Source organism: Variovorax sp. LjRoot130, from assembly GCF_964253755.1.
Lineage (GTDB): Bacteria > Pseudomonadota > Gammaproteobacteria > Burkholderiales > Burkholderiaceae_C > Variovorax.
The window spans coordinates 1-17738 of record NZ_CAXURM020000002.1 but is presented as its reverse complement, the minus strand read 5'-3'; the positions used below and the strand labels follow the sequence as shown (position 1 = coordinate 17738).

General features: G+C 64.8%; 16 protein-coding genes. 8 read left to right on the top strand and 8 right to left on the bottom strand.

Features of this window, described 5'->3' with window-relative positions; translation table 11 throughout:
- Positions 1-18 precede the first annotated feature (18 nt).
- Positions 19-2064, bottom strand: a complete 2046-nt coding sequence (locus tag ACSQ86_RS29720; RefSeq protein WP_436307535.1) for a S41 family peptidase — start codon at positions 2062-2064, stop codon at positions 19-21.
- A gap of 668 nt (positions 2065-2732) precedes the next feature.
- Between ACSQ86_RS29720 and ACSQ86_RS29715 the strand changes: the two genes are divergently transcribed.
- Together ACSQ86_RS29715 and ACSQ86_RS29710 are read left to right on the top strand one after the other, a co-directional pair.
- A complete protein-coding gene (locus ACSQ86_RS29715) occupies positions 2733-3368 on the top strand; it encodes a hypothetical protein (protein ID WP_436310333.1) in 636 nt (211 codons plus the stop codon).
- Between the two features lie 72 nt (positions 3369-3440).
- Entirely contained in the window at positions 3441-3893 is a 453-nt protein-coding gene (locus tag ACSQ86_RS29710) for a pyridoxamine 5'-phosphate oxidase family protein (RefSeq protein WP_436307536.1), read from the top strand.
- 161 nt (positions 3894-4054) lie between these two features.
- Here ACSQ86_RS29710 and ACSQ86_RS29705 read toward each other — a convergent pair whose 3' ends face one another.
- The 3 genes from ACSQ86_RS29705 to ACSQ86_RS29695 form a co-directional block, all read right to left on the bottom strand.
- Complete coding sequence (locus tag ACSQ86_RS29705; RefSeq protein ID WP_436310332.1) at positions 4055-4525, bottom strand: HugZ family protein; 471 nt, start codon at positions 4523-4525, stop codon at positions 4055-4057.
- Positions 4526-4650: 125 nt separating this feature from the next.
- Complete coding sequence (locus ACSQ86_RS29700) at positions 4651-5151, bottom strand: GNAT family N-acetyltransferase (protein ID WP_436310331.1); 501 nt, start codon at positions 5149-5151, stop codon at positions 4651-4653.
- Positions 5148-5435 (bottom strand): DUF1778 domain-containing protein, encoded by a 288-nt coding sequence (locus tag ACSQ86_RS29695; RefSeq protein WP_093110575.1) that lies wholly within the window; start codon positions 5433-5435, stop codon positions 5148-5150. The genes ACSQ86_RS29700 and ACSQ86_RS29695 overlap by 4 nt, the downstream gene beginning before the upstream one ends.
- A 643-nt stretch (positions 5436-6078) precedes the next feature.
- Here ACSQ86_RS29695 and ACSQ86_RS29690 point away from each other — a divergent pair.
- Entirely contained in the window at positions 6079-6672 is a 594-nt protein-coding gene (locus tag ACSQ86_RS29690; RefSeq protein ID WP_436307539.1) for a JAB domain-containing protein, read from the top strand.
- A 444-nt stretch (positions 6673-7116) separates the two neighbouring features.
- The gene (locus ACSQ86_RS29685) at positions 7117-8187 is read left to right on the top strand and encodes an ArdC family protein (protein WP_436310330.1); all 1071 of its coding nucleotides are present in this window, start codon (positions 7117-7119) and stop codon (positions 8185-8187) included.
- Between the two features lie 141 nt (positions 8188-8328).
- Here ACSQ86_RS29685 and ACSQ86_RS29680 read toward each other — a convergent pair whose 3' ends face one another.
- Positions 8329-9219, bottom strand: a complete 891-nt coding sequence (locus ACSQ86_RS29680; protein WP_436307541.1) for a DMT family transporter — start codon at positions 9217-9219, stop codon at positions 8329-8331.
- Positions 9220-9581: 362 nt separating this feature from the next.
- Between ACSQ86_RS29680 and ACSQ86_RS29675 the strand changes: the two genes are divergently transcribed.
- Positions 9582-9803: a hypothetical protein gene (locus ACSQ86_RS29675; RefSeq protein ID WP_436294294.1), complete on the top strand. Its 222-nt coding sequence runs from the start codon at positions 9582-9584 to the stop codon at positions 9801-9803.
- 546 nt (positions 9804-10349) lie between these two features.
- Here the strand turns inward: ACSQ86_RS29675 and ACSQ86_RS29670 are convergent.
- Positions 10350-11468: a PDDEXK nuclease domain-containing protein gene (locus ACSQ86_RS29670; protein WP_436307542.1), complete on the bottom strand. Its 1119-nt coding sequence runs from the start codon at positions 11466-11468 to the stop codon at positions 10350-10352.
- Between the two features lie 814 nt (positions 11469-12282).
- On the bottom strand, positions 12283-12480 hold the full coding sequence (locus ACSQ86_RS29665; RefSeq protein ID WP_436310329.1) for a hypothetical protein: 198 nt from the start codon (positions 12478-12480) through the stop codon (positions 12283-12285).
- A gap of 817 nt (positions 12481-13297) precedes the next feature.
- Here ACSQ86_RS29665 and ACSQ86_RS29660 point away from each other — a divergent pair.
- Together ACSQ86_RS29660 and ACSQ86_RS29655 are read left to right on the top strand one after the other, a co-directional pair.
- The gene (locus ACSQ86_RS29660; protein WP_436310328.1) at positions 13298-15805 is read left to right on the top strand and encodes a hypothetical protein; all 2508 of its coding nucleotides are present in this window, start codon (positions 13298-13300) and stop codon (positions 15803-15805) included.
- 107 nt (positions 15806-15912) lie between these two features.
- Complete coding sequence (locus ACSQ86_RS29655) at positions 15913-16491, top strand: hypothetical protein (protein ID WP_436310327.1); 579 nt, start codon at positions 15913-15915, stop codon at positions 16489-16491.
- Here the strand turns inward: ACSQ86_RS29655 and ACSQ86_RS29650 are convergent.
- A complete protein-coding gene (locus tag ACSQ86_RS29650; protein WP_436310326.1) occupies positions 16456-16743 on the bottom strand; it encodes a helix-turn-helix domain-containing protein in 288 nt (95 codons plus the stop codon). The genes ACSQ86_RS29655 and ACSQ86_RS29650 overlap by 36 nt on opposite strands.
- 372 nt (positions 16744-17115) lie before the next feature.
- Here ACSQ86_RS29650 and ACSQ86_RS29645 point away from each other — a divergent pair, with 372 nt between their 5' ends.
- A complete protein-coding gene (locus tag ACSQ86_RS29645; RefSeq protein ID WP_436307770.1) occupies positions 17116-17652 on the top strand; it encodes a helix-turn-helix domain-containing protein in 537 nt (178 codons plus the stop codon).
- The last annotated feature ends 86 nt before the right edge of the window (positions 17653-17738 follow it).

Here is a 17738-nt window from a genome sequence, read left to right as displayed (position 1 = left end):
GTTGTTGTGTGAGCCGTGTCAGCGGCGTGCGTCCACGCGCCGCTTCTGCAGCAGTTCCTCGCCGCCGAAGCCGAACAGTTCGACCACCTTGGTGCCGGCCGGGTACGGCACGACCACCGGCGCTCGCGCGCGCAGGGCAAGGCTGCTGCCCGGATGGCCGTCGAAGAGCACGTCCAGCCGCGTCAGCCCGGCGTGCCGCACGGTGATCTCGCGCGCGGTCTTGCTCGCCTCGACGATCAGGCTGCTTCGGCGCTGCTGCTTGAGGAGCTCGAAGCAATGGGCCAGCAGGTCCGGGTTGCCGGCAAGCAGGTCGTCGCGCGTCATCGCGTACGGCGTGCCGCCGATGCCGACGTCCTCGATCGGCAGGCCTTCCGACGGGCCCGCGCGGGTCGCGCGACGGAACGCGAAGGACATGCCGATGCCGTCGGGCAGCGTCGGCAGCTCGAAGTCGGTGCCGGCCATCAGCGGGCGCAGATCCTCGTAGTCCCAGACGTTCGCGCCGCCGGCACCGGTGGCCTCGCCGACGCAGACGAAGGGGCCGATGCCGTTGTCCACGAAGCCCGCGCTGAACAGATCGCCGGAGGAGTAGGTGGTTGAGTCAGCCACGAGAACGACCGGCCCGCCGTACTGCTGGCCGATCGCGTTGCACTCCGCGAAGCTCGTGATGGGCAGCGGCTGCGAATACAGCTCGCCGTTGCGCACCGCCGCTTCGAGCGACTCCTTCCACGGCCCGAGCTCTCCTTCCATGCCCGGCAGTGCGGCGAGCGTGCGCGTGAAGGCGGTGCACAGGATCGAGAAGCGCGTCGGCTGGATCGGCTTGGGCGTGAAGAGCTGCAGTGCCGATTCCGCCGCCAGGATGTAGCCGCCCGGGTTGCCGCGCACGTCGATGATGAGCCCGTTGTCCGGCAGCAGAGGGATGAGCCGTTGTAGCTCGGGGATGAAGTCCTCCGGCGGGACGTCGAAGCCGTAGATGCGCAAGTAGGCGATGGCTCCGTCCGGCTGGGCCAGCGACGTGGCCTTGAGCGTGCCCGTGAGCTCGGTCGCGATGACCTTGGCGGTCGGCGCCTTGCGACCGGACGACGACTTCGGTGTCGGCTGCGCACTGGCCTGCTCGCCGGTCAACGCGCCGGGCGCGAAGAGCAGCATCTTGGCGCGGCGCGCGATCGCTGCCGCCGGATCGACCGCGCGCGTGTGCCGCAGGCGCGTGGCCGCGCGGCCGGTAGGTCCGCTCGGCAGCATCTCGTCGATCTCGCCCGGGTCGACGACGCGCCAGGGTATCTTGATCTCGCGGGGCGAACCCGTCGCAGCGCCGTCGGCCGCGCTGCTGCGGTAGCCGACCACGACCCAGTATTCGTCGGGCGGCGGGCCGTACTGCAGCGAGCGCAGGGTCAGGCTCTGGACCGACCAGGCGCGCTGGCTGTCGGTGCGTCCGCCGACCTCCTCGTCAGCGTGTCGGCGCACGGCCTTGTCGATCGGCACGCCGTTCCAGAACTCCAGCACCACACCTGGCTTGAAGGCCGCGTCCAGTCCGGCGGCGACGCGGGTGACGACGTAAGTCGGAGAGGCGGCAGGGCCGAACATCTCGACCAGGAAAGGCAGGGCCGCGACCTTGGTCGACAGGCTCGCCGGGCCGGCGTAGCGCGTGTGCGCATCGCGCAGTCGCGTCACCACGTCGGCCAGCTCGATGTGGAATTCGTCGCTCGACAACTGGTCGACCTGCGTGCGCAGGATGCGCAGCCGCTGCACCGGGTCGACGCCGTAGCGCGCGCGCTTGAGCGGCAGGTGCGCGAACACACCTTCGATGACGCGCTCGACACCGTCGACGAGCTTCAGCCGCTCGGCCCTCGTCAAAGAGGACGGTGACAGAAACGGGCCGGTGAACGCGCCGGCGGCGCCCCTTGACGGCGCTCGCCCGGCCCGTGTTGGCGCCGGCGCGCCGACACGACCCACCGCCTTCGCGGCGCGCGCAACTCGTTTCCCGCTTGCTGGCGCAATGGGCGCAGTCTCGATGACCTCGGCGAGCGCGATACCCCGCTGCGCAGCGGCCAGCCGGTCTCCGACCATGATCACTCCTCCAGTTCGCAGCTTGGCGATTTCCGCCGAGGGACGCCCACGCCACCTCCAACTCCCCGACGCGCATCGTGACGTACCGCGGGCCGTGGCGCATCAGACAAAGGGGATATGTCCGAAGCCCAATCGCCTGCTGCTGCTACTGCATGGCTTCGCGATGAAGAGGTAAGCCTGGTGGGGGAACCCCGTGACTCGGGAGTCGCTCGGCATGAGTTCGCAGACCAAGTGATCGTCGAGCGATGTCTCCAAGAATCCCGAAGGGCTGCGCTGAAGGCACGGGATGCGTGACTCCACATGAGGACGAAGATGCGCGCCGCACGCAGCGCGAACTGGCGCGGCTGACACGCAGCGCACCGCACCCAGGAACCGTATCGGCTCGTTGCGGGGGCTGCACAACCTGCAATCGAGCGTGAGCATCGGCGAGAGCGATGGGGCAGGCTGGTGGTGGCGCCATTCCCGACCTCGGATCACGATCCATCACCCATGCCAGCCACTGAAATGCCGCGCGTCGATTTGTTGACCGACAACGCTTGACATACTGCGTCGACAACGCACCGGCCGACCACGCGGGGTCTGGTCGAATCCGTGACGAGGACGGCCCGAAGCCTGAGCGTTCATCCGTATGATCTCAGGCACTTCTCGCCTCCATACTGGGCGAACAAATGAAGCTGGATCCGTTCGTCTGCGTCGATGAAGTACCGTTCTCGGCCACGAGAGAACAGATCGTGAAGATGCGAGGCAATCCCGCGAGAACGCACCGAAACCAAGTCGGGCTCAATGAACTCGACTACGACTCGGTCGTCTTTCGTTTCCAGGACTGCGGCAGGCTGGAAGAGATCACCATGCAAGCTCCGGTGGTCCATATCGGCAATCTGTCCGTGCCATTCACTGCGCTTGCATCCTTCGTCCGAACCACCGATCCGTCTGCGTTCGGGAAGGCAGGCTTTCTCATTTCCCCCAGTTTGGGTTTGCCTTCGATGCAGACGAACCTTACGGGGTCACCGCACTTGCCGCTCGCTGCCTCGACGCGTGGCGCGCGATATGAAGGCGGTGACGGTCTGAGTGCCGTATCGCACCGTCCGGCGCTCGATGCCTTTTGGATCGTCCGCGCTGCAGCCGGGAGCGGATCACCGACGCGAATACTGCCAACTTCAGCAATCGGGGGCGGCCAGAAGCAGCCAGTCGCGACCGACGGCAAGAGTCGACTGAGAGTTCGACTGAGAAGTCGACTGAGAGGTAGCCAGTCACGGTTACCCCGCCAAGGCGCGCATTCGCAACCCGATGCGGTCAGCCCTTGATCAAGATCAAGGCCGAGTCGCCAAACAAGCCCAGAATGGGACGGTCCCTTTTGACGATTGTGGAGGCGACTCATGGACGACGAGATCAGACGGAAGGTCCTGGCGCTGTTGGATCAACATCGAATCATGACGGTTGCGACGCTGCGCCCGGATGGCTGGCCGCAGGCAACGACTGTCGGCTACGTGAACGAAGGCCTGACGCTGTACTTTCTCTGCGGGCTGGACAGTCAGAAGGCAAAAAACCTGGCGCGAGATGATCGACTCTCGCTGACGATCGACCACGACACGGCGGATTTGATGGCGATCACCGGCTTGTCGATGGCTGCACGTGCGCATGCGGTGGATGATCGGGCCGAAGCGGAGAAAGTCTTGCGCCTGCTACCTCTGAAATACCCTGAGGCGGGGCCTCTGCCGATGAAGATGCCGAGCCCGGACGAGGTTCGCCTGTTCCGCGTCACGCCCTCGGTCATTTCCGTGCTCGATTATTCCAAGGGCTTCGGGCATACGGATCTCATCATTTGCTGATGGCGTCAATCTCACTGCCCTGATGTCCGCCAAGACCCGGATGTTCTTCGAACCCGCATGGCCACATCCGGACATTCAGCACAGATGTGGCTCTGACCTGCCGAAGCCGGGCCAGAGGCGGGCGCTGACCGCTGTCTGGCCGATCGCACCTATGCATTGCGTCACGCCTCGGCGCGCAAGGCGCGTTTGAGCTCTTCCTCGCCAACGTCACGCGCCGCTGCGAACCCTGAGATCTGGCGGCCGTGATTGACATGAACTGCGACAAACCGGAAATCGCTCAGCTGCGTCATGGGCTCTGCCTCAGGAAAGCGCGCCAAGTATGCGGCTCGGCACAGCTCCCACTCCGGCCCGTTGCTCTCCAGCACGTCGGCGTCGCCCCCCAGAGTCGCGCGTGGAAGCGCGTGCACCGGCTCACCAGGCTGCTCGTGCTGCATGACAAGCACAGATACCTTGGGCCTGTCTCGAAGGTAGCGCGTATGGGCGGCCAAGTCGCTGACATGAATGATCAGGCATCCAAGAGATGGCTCCACCGCGAACGGGATCATGGAAACAAACGGCGCTCCGTCATCACCCACAGTGCCTAGGGCGGCCGTACGGCGCGAATGCAATAGCAGCCGCAGCTCGTCGGTCAAACTGGATTCACGAGGCATAGGTTCCCCCTCAACATTCGCGGCAAGCGCAATGATTCTGACCGAAGCTTGGCGAATCAGGCAGTGACACGGCGCGACAAGCTTGACCTGGAAGTCGCGTGGCGTGTTCAGTGCTTGTTTGCGAGGGTCGCGATCGGAAGGATGAAGGTCAGTGGGTTGCCGCTGAATGCAGTGAATCCGTGATGCTCGTAAAACGCGGCTGCAACCTCATCTTTGGCATCGACAACCAACGCGAAGACGCCCATGCCCGACTGCATTGCGCGCAGCCCTGCATCCCACAGCAGTGCTGCTCCAAGCTGCCTCCTCTGAAACGCCACACTCACTGCGAGACGGCCAATGCGTGCCACAGGAACGAGGGGATAGCGCGGCAGTTTCTTCGCCATCGCCTCGGAAAGGCCTGTGAGAGGAACGCTGCCTGCGGCCAGGGTGTAATACCCCGCGACCGCATCCGTCTGGTTGTCGATGGCGACGTAGCAGGCACTGGTGCGGCGACGTATGTCCTGCGACGCTTGCTCTCTCAAATACTTGTCGAGCGGATCGCTCCCGCAGGCAAAGCCGGCGCGGTCATGCTCCGGCGCCAGCGCCTCTATGCGGAACGGAGCTGTCACCGCGAGGAGGCGATCAGTTTCTTGTGCGCCTTGGCCGCGCGTGCCATCGCAGGAGAAAGCGCAGGGGGATCAAGCAGCAGTGAGGCAAAGCGCTGCTGTTCTTCCATCGACAGGCGGATGATCTGCGTCTGCTCGATCGTACGGCGCGCGGCTTCTTGCGCGGCCCCGACGAGAAAGTCGCTGATGCTTCGTCCTTCGATCTCTGCGGCGCGTCGGACCACGGCCAGCACGTCAGGTGCAATGCGCGCTTCGACACGCTCGGTTCGGGGGGTATCGCGGGACATGGCAGACCTCTCTTTCCCCTGCACTGTACGGTATTGTACCGTACAAAGTCAAGAGCAAATGAGCGCGCTCTCGAAGACTGGCGTCCTTTTGCAGCCTACCTACACAGATAGCCACAGACAGCCGTAGAGCGCCCAGCGAACATCTATGTCGCCGGCGCGGGAGATGCGCCCCGTTCTCCTTGACCAAGGCCCGAAAGTCCCCCGCATCGGTCGATTCGTGCGCGGTGAAGATTCCCTGCCGGAGGCTTTGGGCGAACAGCCATGGCCGATGTCGTCGCGACCGCAAAGAGATGCCGCGAATCGATTGAGTTGAAGGCTGGGCGCCCACCGTGCACGCCGGTGCCGGGCTGTTCCAGGTTCGCGCGGTCGCGCTCATCCCCTTACGGGGACGTGCCTCTCGGCCCGCCTTGCGCATCCCTGGCGCGGGATTGGGAGCGGTTGCGTCCCGGGGGTTGGTGAGGGTGGGGGAGGGCTTGCCTGTGTGCCCTCAGCGTACCCCACCGTTCTCGCGTTCAAGGCCCTGCGCGCGCTTCGCGTGCTCGGCGCGTGCCGCGCGCCTGCGGCGGCCTTGAGCGCTGCGCTGCGGCGGGGTGGAGCGGGGTCACGCAGGCAATCCCGCCTGTGTCACCCACAGGAGCTCACCATGACCGCATCACTCGATCTCACCGCCGAGCAACGCCGCATCGTCGATGCCTTGCGCCCCATTCTTGGTGCAGAGGCCGAGGCGCTGTACGAAGCTCATGGCCGTTCGCTGCACAAGCTGGCCGCCTTCGCGCGCGACTCGTCGCTGCCCGGTTGCCGGCGCCTGGCGACCAGCCTGGCGCTGGCGCAGGAACTGCTGGCCGAGGAGATGGCGGCCGCGCCGGTGTTCGACTCGCCGGCGGCGGTGGGCGATTTCCTGAAGCTGCACTTTGCCGGGCAGCCGTACGAGAGCTTCGTGGTCATGTACCTCGACGCGCAGCATCGGCTGATCGCGATCGAAGATCTCTTTCGCGGCACGATCGCCCAGACCAGCGTGTACCCTCGCGAGATCGCGCGCAGGGCCCTTCATCACAACGCGGCCGCCCTGATCGTGGCGCACAACCATCCAAGCGGTGCGGCCGAGCCGTCGCGTGCGGATGAAGCGCTGACGAAGGCGCTTGAGGCCTCGCTCGCTCTGCTCGACGTTCGCGTGCTCGATCATTTGGTCATCGCCGGAACCCAGGCGAGTTCGCTCGCACAGCGCGGGTTGATGTAGCGGCAGGGGCTTCGGCCCTTTTTTCTTCTGGCTCGCCGCATGACGCGGCTTCGAGGCCTTGCACATGAGTCGCCGCTGGAGCGCGGCCACTTGCCACGCAGGCAATCTCAGTCTCTCTTCCGCGTGCCTCTGCGCCTGCGCGCAGGAGGTGCGGCCTGCTGGCCGCTCGCGCGCGCCGATGGGCTCGTGGATGCGCCGTGCCGGCGTGGTGTGCCGCGGTGCATCTGCCTTCGAAGCCGCCTCTTGACCGACGCATAGCTCGCCCGAGCCGCTGTCCAGGGCTTCGGGCTTCGCCACCGTCCTCACCCGGTCCTCGGCCAGCGCCTCGGCTGCGGCCTCCGGGCGCTCCCTGGACATCGGCCCTTGCGCTCGCTCTTCATGCGTTGAGGCGGCTCCGAAAGCAGATGTTCAACCACCGCGGCACACCCGCAGAAAGGCCCAGCCATGCATGCCACTCGATCCACCCGTCGGCGCCATGCGGACAACCCAACAGCCACGGGCGTTCCCCCCGTACCCCCCGAGGACTCACCCCAAGCAGGTGCTGATGAAGAGAGGAACTCGGCGGGTCGCAACGGCGCACGCATGGACGTGCGGCAAGTCATCACCGACCGCATCGTGGCCATGCTCGAGAAGGGTGGCAATGTGTTCCGGGCGCGCTGGACGCGGGCGGCCTCGCGCGGCGTGCCGCGCAACGGCAAGACCGGCGAGCCCTATCACGGCGCCAATGTGCTGCTGCTCTGGGACGCGGCGATCGAGCACGGGTATGCGTCGAATGTCTGGCTGACCTACAAGCAGGCATCGAGCATGGGCGCGCAGGTTCGCAAGGGCGAGCGCGCGGTGATGTGTGCGCACTTCGAACGCAAGGCACGCAAGGGGTCGGATGCAGATGGCGCTGCGTCGATTCAGGACGGCGAGGAAGAGGGCAGGGCGGAGCAAGCGCCGCGCGGTGGCGCGCTGCTGGCCAGGCCATTCTGGGTCTTCAACGTCGCGCAGATCGACGGGTTGCCGTCGGATGTCGTTGAGCTTTGCGTTGATCCCGTGAAATCGCCACGGGGGCCGGTGGAGGGTGCGTTGCGCCTGCTCGGCGGCTGCAATGCGACGATCCGGCACGGCTTCGAGCGCGCGATGTACCTGCCGGAGCTCGACGAGATCCGCCTGCCGTGGCCGAGCCGCTTCACCAGCTCCGAAGCGTGCTGCGCCACCTCGCTGCATGAATTGGTTCACTGGACCGGACATCCGAGCCGGCTGAATCGGCAGTTCGGGAAACGGTTCGGCGACGCGGCCTATGCGTTCGAGGAACTGGTGGCCGAACTCGGCTGCGCGTTCGTGATGGGGCACTGCGGCCTGGTCGACGCGACCATCGAAGGGCATGCCGCCTACCTGGACAGCTGGCTGCAGGTGCTGAAGAACGATCGCACGGCGATCTTTACTGCGGCACGGCATGCCGGCGCCGCCTTCGAATTCATCCTGGCCAGGGAGATGCCGTCCCTCGGCTCGACTGCGATGTCCTCGTGAGAAGAGTGAGCCGCAATCGCCGTGGGGCGGCCTGGCGAACCGCTGGGGGTTCTTCATCCTGGCGTACGGCCGCCTCCCGGGCCATCGACGATGCGTTGCCCCGCTCCTGCCGTCGGCCCCAGATCCGCGGCGGGGCCTACCTCACTCGACGGCCGGCGCTTTCGATCTCTTGAGCGACCACCCGAGATTCAGTCCCGCCGCGGCCGTCAGGATCGCGCCGGCGCCGACCCCTTGCACCAGCTCCAGTCGATGGTCGAAGGCCACCATGTCCACGCCGATCGCGACGATGGGGTAGACGAAAGACAGCGCGCCCGCCACGTGCGTCGGCAGCTTCTGTATCGCGCCGTAGAGCAGCACGAACACCAGTCCGGTGTAGACCACGCCCATGACGATATAGCTTCCCCACACCCGGCCATCGGCGGTGAGCGCCGAGAGATTGGCAAAGGGCGCGATCATCAAGATGCCCACGCACACCTGGGCGAGCGCAATCATGTGCGGCGGCGTGCCGCTGAGCTTCTTCGTGATGATGGCGGCCACCGCATAGAAGAAGGCCGCGCCGAGTGCCATGAGGACACCGGAGACATACGCGGTGCCGGTGTAGCTGGCCTCGGGTTTCGCCTGGACGACCAGAAGCACCCCGACAAAGGCAACGCCCAGCCACGTCAGTTTGGTCGCGGTCAGGCGTTCGCCAAAGAAGAGCGCGCTCAGCGCGACCAGCATGAAGGGCTGCGTGTTGTAGACCGCGGTCGCGATCGAGATCGATGCCCGTGAGAACGAAGCGAAGATCAGCAGCCAGTTGAGGACGATGGCCGCCCCTCCCAACGCTGCCCAGCAGAACAGGCGAATCGAGAGTTTGCCGCGCAGCATGCCCATGGCCGTGCAGACGACCAGCAGGGCGGCCGCGCCGAACACGCAGCGCCAGAACAGCAGATCGATGATCGGCTGTCCAGAGCGCAGAACGAACCAGCCGAGGGTTCCAGAGATCACCATGGCAGTGGTCATCTCGATCGTGCCGCGTGTGTTCTTGTTCATCTACGAGGGAGCTGCCAGCTGAAGTGCTGGCTTGAGCGCAGTGGTCGATGCGATGCCCCCGGAGGCACTGCCTGGCCATACTAGTGCCCAACCCTGACGAAGACCTGAGCTGTCCACCCAGGGGTGCTGCCCACGGACCACAAAGGCTGTAAGGATGTGAAAAACTCCCATCGAGCGTTGCCTCCTCGCATCTCGTCCCTGTGGGGCTGGCTCTGTGCGCTGCTACAAAGTTCACAGCTGGTGACGACCGAGGCCGTCACCTTCATTCGATCGGCTGATGGGCGACTACGATGAATTGAAGCGGAGGGCGCGTGCTCGCGGGCGCCCTTTCTAAACCGCTGCGCCTGAATGAAGGAGGAAACATGAACTGGCAATCAGAGCCGCTGACGTGCGGGCCTGCCGCGCGCCCCAAACATACCCAGGAATGGCAACGCGCGTTCGTCGCCGAGTGGCAACGGCTTGCAGAAGGATGCGCCGACCTGGAGCAGACCGCCGACCTTGCCCTTGAGCTGTATGCCACCCGTGGCACGCGAAATCCTGTCGACATTGCACGCGAGGCGTGGGGAGCCCCAGTTGGAGGGTGATGCGTGCGAGCCTTTACGCGATCCGGCTGAAAGCGACGCATCTCGACCAAACTGGAGGATCGTTCGAGATGTCCATGTTGGAAAGCTTGCTGGGGACTCGAGAGAAGGCGCCGCAGGGATGAGTGCGCCTTGGCGCTTGGTACGGTCGGTGATCTCTCTACCAGCAGGGTCTGTCCCATCCAAGATCAAATGCGGACGCGAGCTGCTGCGTCTCTCACCGCTTCGATCGATTCCCAGTTTCTTGCCATCGCCGGGGCATTCATCGATAGCGCCCGATGTGTTCGCCGTGCTGCTTCAGTTGCGCCGCCCGCTCGAGAGGAGGTGTGCTGGCAACGCGAGAGATCCTGAGTCTGCGCGGATGCGTCCCGCTGCGCGGCCGGGCTGAACGATAGGTTCTTGCTCCGGAGGCGCGACGATTGAAGGGCGCCTAGCGATTCGACTGGCCGGCGCTGCCCGTGACCTTGTGTGCCGCGACATCATTCATCGTGGACCCGAATCCCCAGTCGATCCAAATGGGTTCACGCGTGCTTGCGTTGCGTTTGCGGCTCAACCCAATCGGGGGTAGACGGCCCGCACTACTTCCTGAAGCTGGCGCGCGGAGGGCAGCTTTCCCTTCATCTCGGCCGGCAGCTTGCCCTGGAGGTGGTACTCGGCCACGCCGATCGGGTTCGACTTGCTCTTCAGTGCGAACTCCACTTCGAGGTTGTCCTTCTCGGCGCACAGGATGATCCCGATGGATGGCGCATCGTCCGGCGCGCGCTCCTTCTCGTTGAGGAGGTTGAGATAGAAATCCATCTTGCCGGCGAACTCCGGCTCGAAGGGCCCGATCTTCAGTTCGATCGCCACCAGCGCCTTGAGGAAGCGGTGATAGAAGAGCAGGTCGATGAAGTACTCCTTGCGCCCGAGCGAGAGTCGATACTGGCGCCCGACGAAGCAGAAGCCGTAGCCCAGCTCGAGGATAAAGTCGCGCAGCTTGTCGATCAGGTGGTCCTCCAGCTCGCGCTCTTTGATCTCGCGCCGGATGCCAAGGAATTCCAGGTTGTAGCTGCTCTTGAGCGCCTCCTCGGCCTGCTCGGCAAAATGCTCGGGTAGCGCCAGCGCGAAGTTGTGCACCTTGCCTTGGGCCAACGACCGCTCGTAGGCCTGCGCCTTGATCTGGTTGAGCAGCACGTTGCGGCTCCAGCCGAAGCGCGCGGTGGCCTTCAGGTAGAAGAGCCGCTGCGCAGCATCGTCGAGCTTGGAGAGCAGGTTGACATGGTGGCCCCAGGGCACCGCCTCCACCATTTCTCGCACCGCCTGTGCGAGTTGACGATGGTCGACGGCCGTCAGCGCCTTGGGACCTTGGATGCGTTTGGTAGCGCGCTCTCTTTCTCGCACAAGCTGTGCGAGAAACTCCGACGCGGTGTAGGTCTCGTGAAACTGGCGCATGCGCCAGAGGCTCGCCGCTGAAAAGCCAGTCGTCCCGGGGAAGGACGCCTTGAGATCGCGCGCCAGCCGATCGACCACCGCGTCGCCCCATCCCCGGCGTGCCTGCTGTTCGCGGATGGCTTGCCCGATGTCCCAGTACAGAGCCACCAGCTCGCGGTTGACGGCGCGCGCGGCCGAAAGCCGCGCACCGTCGATGCGGCGTTTCAGATCCTCGGCGAAGCGAGCGTAGTCGAACAAGGTGGGAGCGGCGGTAGACACCCGGGAAATGTAGTGCCTCGTGGTCGTCCGGTGCGCCGATGCGAGGTGCCGGGAGCTTCGGCGCCCTTGCGGGCTGCCGGCACGCGACGCACTCGCGCTGCTGCGCGAGGACGCGATGGTGGTCGCGGTGGCTGCCGGCAACCTCGGGCACGGCGTGGTGCTGAGTCATAAGGAACGGCAGCGCCTGCTGGCCTGCGCCACCAGGGTGCGGCGCATCGCCGACCAGGTGGACGCGGACGCCCGGCGCCGAGCGCGTCGAATCCTTCCTCCGGCACGCGGCCGGTCGCGGGCGCAGCCTCAAGACTGCTGGCCCGCCTCGCTTCGCCTCGTGCTGGCCCGAAGAGAGGAGAGAGAAGAGAGGGGGGTGGGTGGGGCTGGCGTTCGGCGGACTTGCTCTCCGCCCTCACATAGTTCTCGCTCTTGTACTGGTCTGCATTCATTTCCCTTTACGCGTCGCGTCGCGTTTCTTCTTGAGGTAGTTCGCATACGCCCAGCGGTTCCGGATCTTGGGCTTGCGAGCTCGCGTCGAGGCTTTCCTGGGCTTGTCGCCATTGGTCGAGCGCACACCGGGATCAGGCTGAGCATGTGCCCGATCCGTGCGCCACGATCTCGAACCGCTCTTGGGCGTCGCCGTGCATATCGGTTCGATTGGGTGAAGATTGCGCAGATGCCGCGCCCTTGCGTGTCCTGCAGCTTGCCATTGACATGCGCACCGTCGCTGCAGTCGGCCGCCAGGACCACCAACGCCGGCACACCTGCGTTTGTGAGGGGTGCCTGGTACTACTGCCGCAGCTCATCCACTTCGGCGGGCGTCCGTCGGGTCGTGGTCGAAATCAAGCCCCTGCGGGAACGAAAGATCGATGCCCCAGGCACGGTAGTACGCGGCCAGATCGTCGAGGCGGACGTGCTCCACGTCATCGGCACGGATCCTGGCGAGCGTACGGCACCAATAACGGCACATGCAGGGTCCCATCTTTTTCTCCTCGGCCATTGCTTCTCGTTGAGCGGCTTGCGCGACCACCCCCGGACTGGTCGCGAGCGTGGTTCAACTCGCGTTGACTGGGAACCCTCCTTCTAGAGGAGGCGCTCCAGCGTCCACGTCCATCGCTTCCCTGGTCTTCCAGGATTCAAGTCGATGAATCGACTCGGCCAGCCTTGGGCGGTTCACCTTGAATTGATCGCATTCTTTCAAGACTCTAGTTCTTTCAACTTAATCTGAATTAAGTATTCGTTGATCGCGTGGAAGAGCCGCAACGTCTTCGAACTAAGTTGTTAATTCGAATGGCGTCATAGAGCCGCTATTCGATATCGCGCGGCCACGACGTGAAGTTGTGCCTGTCTTTGAGCCTTTGATTTGGCGCAAAAGAGATCGGTGAGCCGACAATAACACCAGTCCAGATATCTATTGAAACAATAGAAAGCAACACTATGAAGGCTTCTGTCGCAGCGGACTGCGGCGACGACGCGCAGCGCATGCAGCTTACCTAAGTACTCAAAAGAACCGATGACAAATCGGTTGCAGCTCTGACGATCGAATCGCAGTGGCACCGCGAAGAGGAAAGGCGACACGTGGGCGTTCTCTTGAAGAACGATAAGGCTGTCGCCGCGGTCCAGTTGGGTTCGATGTCCGGCGGCCTCAGGCCCCACACCACGTACAGGGTCGAGCACGGACAACGTGCCACATCCCTCTAGCCCACGCGGCGATCAGCCCCTCCCGTTCCAGCAGTTTCTTTACCCATTTCTTTGCGCCCTTTGGAGGCGCAGGGGACTTCTTTTTTCTCGTCCACAGGTTGACCAGGAGATTCAGTGTGAAAAAGATCAACAAAAGCGCGCTTCTGCTTTTTGTTGCAGCAGGTGCACTCGCGGGCTGCGGTGGGGGCGGAAGCGGCCCAGGCGGCAGCTTCGCTCTCCCTCAAAGCACCGATGCGTCGACGGCCTCGCCGCCTGCATCGACGGCTGCATCGGCAGTCGAGCCCGCCGCAGACAAGGAGGCAGAGCTCAGCAAGCTCGACTCAAGTTGGGTCGAGGTCGCCAACGAAGGCCAGGCGTTCAACCTGGCCTCGTTGACGGAGGTGCAATACGGCGCGAATTCGGCCTGGACGAGCAAGATGCTCGCCGGCACCGTGGTCTGCAACAACGCAACCTTCGGCCGCGACCCGCTGGAGTACGTGGCGAAGGCGTGCTATGTGCAAACCCCGCCTGCTCCGCCCCCTCCCACCGCCCCTGCCGCGGGAACCTGGCTCGCCGAGGAAGGTTCCTCATTCACCGTGCCCGCCCCCACATTGGTGAAGTACGGCGCCGACTCGCGCTGGATCACCCAGTCGGTCACTGGAACAGCAGCGTGCACGAACACGTTCTTTGGTGGCGATCCCGCGTTCATGACGGCGAAATCATGTGTGTCGGCCGGTCCTGCGCCTGCACCTGCGCCCGCTCCCGCGCCTTTACCCATCGCCGGCGACGTGGTGGACAGTTCCGGCGCCATCGTTGCGAATGCCTACGACAACATCGCCTACAAGTTCGGCCAGTCCGAGGGCGTGGCGTACCGATTCGGGCCGGCGGCGGCCAGGACCGGCGTCAACACGCTTCCTCTGCGGGCCGACGTGGCCGCGATCAACCACGGCCCAGGCAATGATCTTTACTACCAGCTCGGTGCGGAAAACACCTTCGCGAGCAACCTGTACGTGAGCATCCATGGCGCAGCGATCGGCACGCCCGCCAGTGGGAGCTCGTTGTCGAACTCGGTGGCGTGGTTCCAGTCGCAGGCGACCGACCGGGTGACCTTCATGCAGCGCCCGCAGTTGCTGTGGCAAGACCGGCGAATACTGCCCACGTCGATCGATGACTACTACGCCGCAGGCGTGCTGTCGCCGAACGACCCGGCAGACCTGCCCATCGTCGAAGATCGCGGCGAGAACGCCGCGGACAGCCCCTCGACGCGCCTCTCGCTGATTGCGACACAGGGCAGCCCGACGAAGCCGGCAACGATCTTCACCGTCGGCACGTTCACCGCGCAGAACCGTGCCAGCGTCAAGCTGGCCATCGGCAAGGTGCCGACCGCCATTTCCGTGACCGGGGGCGGCGAGTTCGCCTTCGTCACCGTGTGGGACACCATCGGCCACAAGGGCCAGGTCGCTGTGATCTCGCTCGGTGGCAGCTGCCAGGGCTGTACGCTCAATGGTCCCAAGTACGACTGGTGGCACGACTGGATGGACATGGTCCACCCCGGCTTCTTCAACCAGGGCAACTACATCTTCATGAAGGTGCTCGGCTACGTCGATCTGCCCGCCAACATGAAGGCCCCGACATCCATCAAGGTGACGACCGGCATGCACCCGTATGCGGCTGTCGTGTACACCGGCAACGGTGGCTTGTCGGGCATGGCAAAGGAAGCCTCGCCGATGGCCGACAACCGGGCGAAGCTGCTGCCGGGCGGCGAGTACTACGAGAAGTACGCCAAGGGCGGCGTGGCGGTGGTGGCCTCGAAGTCGGAGAAGACCCTGGCCTTTCTCGACCTCGGCCCGCTCTTCAAGTACACGAATGACATGTACCTGGGCAGCGCTGCGAGCAACCTGGAAACGCAGAACGTCGGGCTCGCCGCCAACCAGTGGCCCTACCTGCTGGCAGATCGCCCACAGGCCACGCCTACGATCGTCAAGACGATCACGCTGGCCGACAAGCCCACAAGCATCCTGACGACCTCGACCTACAGCTACTGGAGCAAGGACGACCGCGAGCGCATCTCGCCGGACAGCCCGTACTGGAAGACCGTGCCGCGCTATCCACGCGCCTGGGTCGCCACCGAGAACGGCAAGGTGCATATGTACTCGCTGGGGCAGTACGTGCAGGGCCCCAAGCCGGCCGTCGGCACGCCCGCCGAGATCGCAGAAGTCGGCGTGGTGACGGGCCTGGGCAGCAACATCTCGCACCTCGCCGCGGCCAAGGACTACCCGAGCCAGGACGATGCCATCAACACGATGCTGATCTTCACCGATCGGGCCAATCGCAAGTGGGGTTGGCTCAAGTTTGCCGACGACGGCAACAGCGGCACCATCCTGCGCACCATGGAGGACTCGCGCGTCGACCCGATCATGGTGACGATGTCCGACAACTACTCCACGCGGGGCAATATCGTCAGCGTGGCGAACTACAGCGGCCAGAGCATCGACAACTACCGGTTCGGTGACCTGATCTACCCCGACACCAACTTCTGTTCCGCGCCCGGTGTCTGCCCCACGCTGGCATCCACTGGCGAGTACGCTGGCAAGCTGGCCCTGCCGTTCAAGCCGTTCGCGGTGCACGCTTCGAACGTGCCGTGACGCGCTGAGTTCATCGCCGATCCCGAGGCGCCGGCAGCGATGCTGCCGGCTTTCTTGTTTTTGAGCTGTGCGCGTGTCGTGTTGCCGACCTGCGCTTCATCCAGGCCATGCTCGGGCACGTCGAGCTCTCCACCACGCAGATCTACACGCAGGTGGCGATCCGGAAGCTGCAGCAGGTGCATGCGATGACGCACCCGGGCGCCAAGCGGCGCCTCAGGAGCCAGCAGATGGCGCTGGACGTGGGCGAGCCTCAACCCGACCCGCACAACGCCGCCAGCGCGTTCCTGGAGGCGCTGGCGCGCGAGGCCGACGAAGAGATCGACGAGGAGCGCGAGGGCGACGCCCGAGGGCCTCGGTCCTTCGTCGCCCTGCCCTTCATCCGCGCGCAGCGCCTGACCAGAAACCTTGAGCTCGTGCCTGGCACGAGCTCGCTGGAATGGACTTGCAGGCGCGAAGGGGCGCAAGACATAACGGCGGTTGCCTTCACCCGCGAGGGCGCGAAGCCGTGCAGGCCACCAAGCGAGCCCTGCGAGCGACTGGCCGCAACGAGGGCAACAGGCCGTTATGTTGAGATGGCCAAAGGCCATTCACCCCGCAGCGCCTGCCAGGGGCGTGGCCGGCTCGATGCCGGCTGTCCTCGCTCGATTCGCTCAGGTCTTCGTGCGCGTTCTTCCTCTCGGCAATGAGGCTTCGGAGAACTTGTCCAGATGAAGGCTTGCAACTTCGTCTGCTACCAGCTCAAGGACCTTGCTCACGTCGTTGGTCGAAGGCGAATTTGCGTAGGCCAGCGTGAGCACTGTCAAGGGATGCAGACCCAACACACGAACCAGGGCATCGATCTTCGTGAGCGTCGGAACATTCACGCCTCTCTCCAAGATGCTGACATACGTCCGCGACGACACCGTGTCAAACGCCTCTTGCGAGATCCCCACAGCCACCCGCGCAGCGCGAAACGCACGAGGGAAGTTCGGAGGCGGAACAGGGGGAGCACGGCGACTTGGCACCACCCAATTCCCCCATATAGAATGGGATAGAGCTACAAAGTATATGGCGAGTTAATAAGACTGTCCGTATGGGATTCGCGAGCAGGCAACCAGTGCGGCGCGGTCCACGTTGCGTGGCACCAGCAAGATCGATAGCGCGCAGTTCGACTGCGCTCCAGGAGCGAGATTAACGTGACCCGTGCACAGATCTCATCGCCGTTCCCAACCGCCCGACCCCTGCGGCTGCCGGCATCGGTGACGCGCATCCAGCCGCTGCGCGAGGGGCCGCCCGCGCGCAGCAGGCCCGCCTCCCTGCTCGGGAGCCAGGTGCGCGCCCTGCGCATGGCCGCAGGCGCCTCGGGGGGCGAGCTCGCCGAGCGCTGCGGCATCTCGCGCTCCATGCTCTCGCGCATCGAGCGCGGGCTGGTCTCCGCTTCCGTCGAAACCCTGGACCGCATCGCCAGCGGCCTGGGCGTGCCGATCTCGCGCTTCTTCGGCGACCAGCCCAGCCGCACGGACTTCAGCCACGTGCGGGCGGGGCACGGGATCCAGGTGGACCGGGTCGGTGCCGTGGCCGACTACCGATACGAGTTGCTGGGGCATCTGCTGTCGGGCAACCTGTTCGTGGAGCCCTACCTGGTGACGCTGCTGCCGGGGGCCGAGCCTTACGTGACCTTCCAGCACCCCGGACTGAAGTTCCTGTACCTGCTCTCGGGCGAGGTGCGATACCGCTATGGGGCGAAGGTGGTGGAGCTCGGCGCGGGGGACTCGCTGCTCTTCGAAGCCTCCGCGTTGCATGGTATCGAGGCGATCGGCACGCAGCCCGTCACTTACCTGTCGGTGGTGTTCACTCTGCGCGATTAGTTTGATGACGTGCAGGAGCGCGACGACTGGGGGCGCTCATGATCGTGCGAAGCACGGCCGCAGAGGTACAGAAAGGGTACACAAAG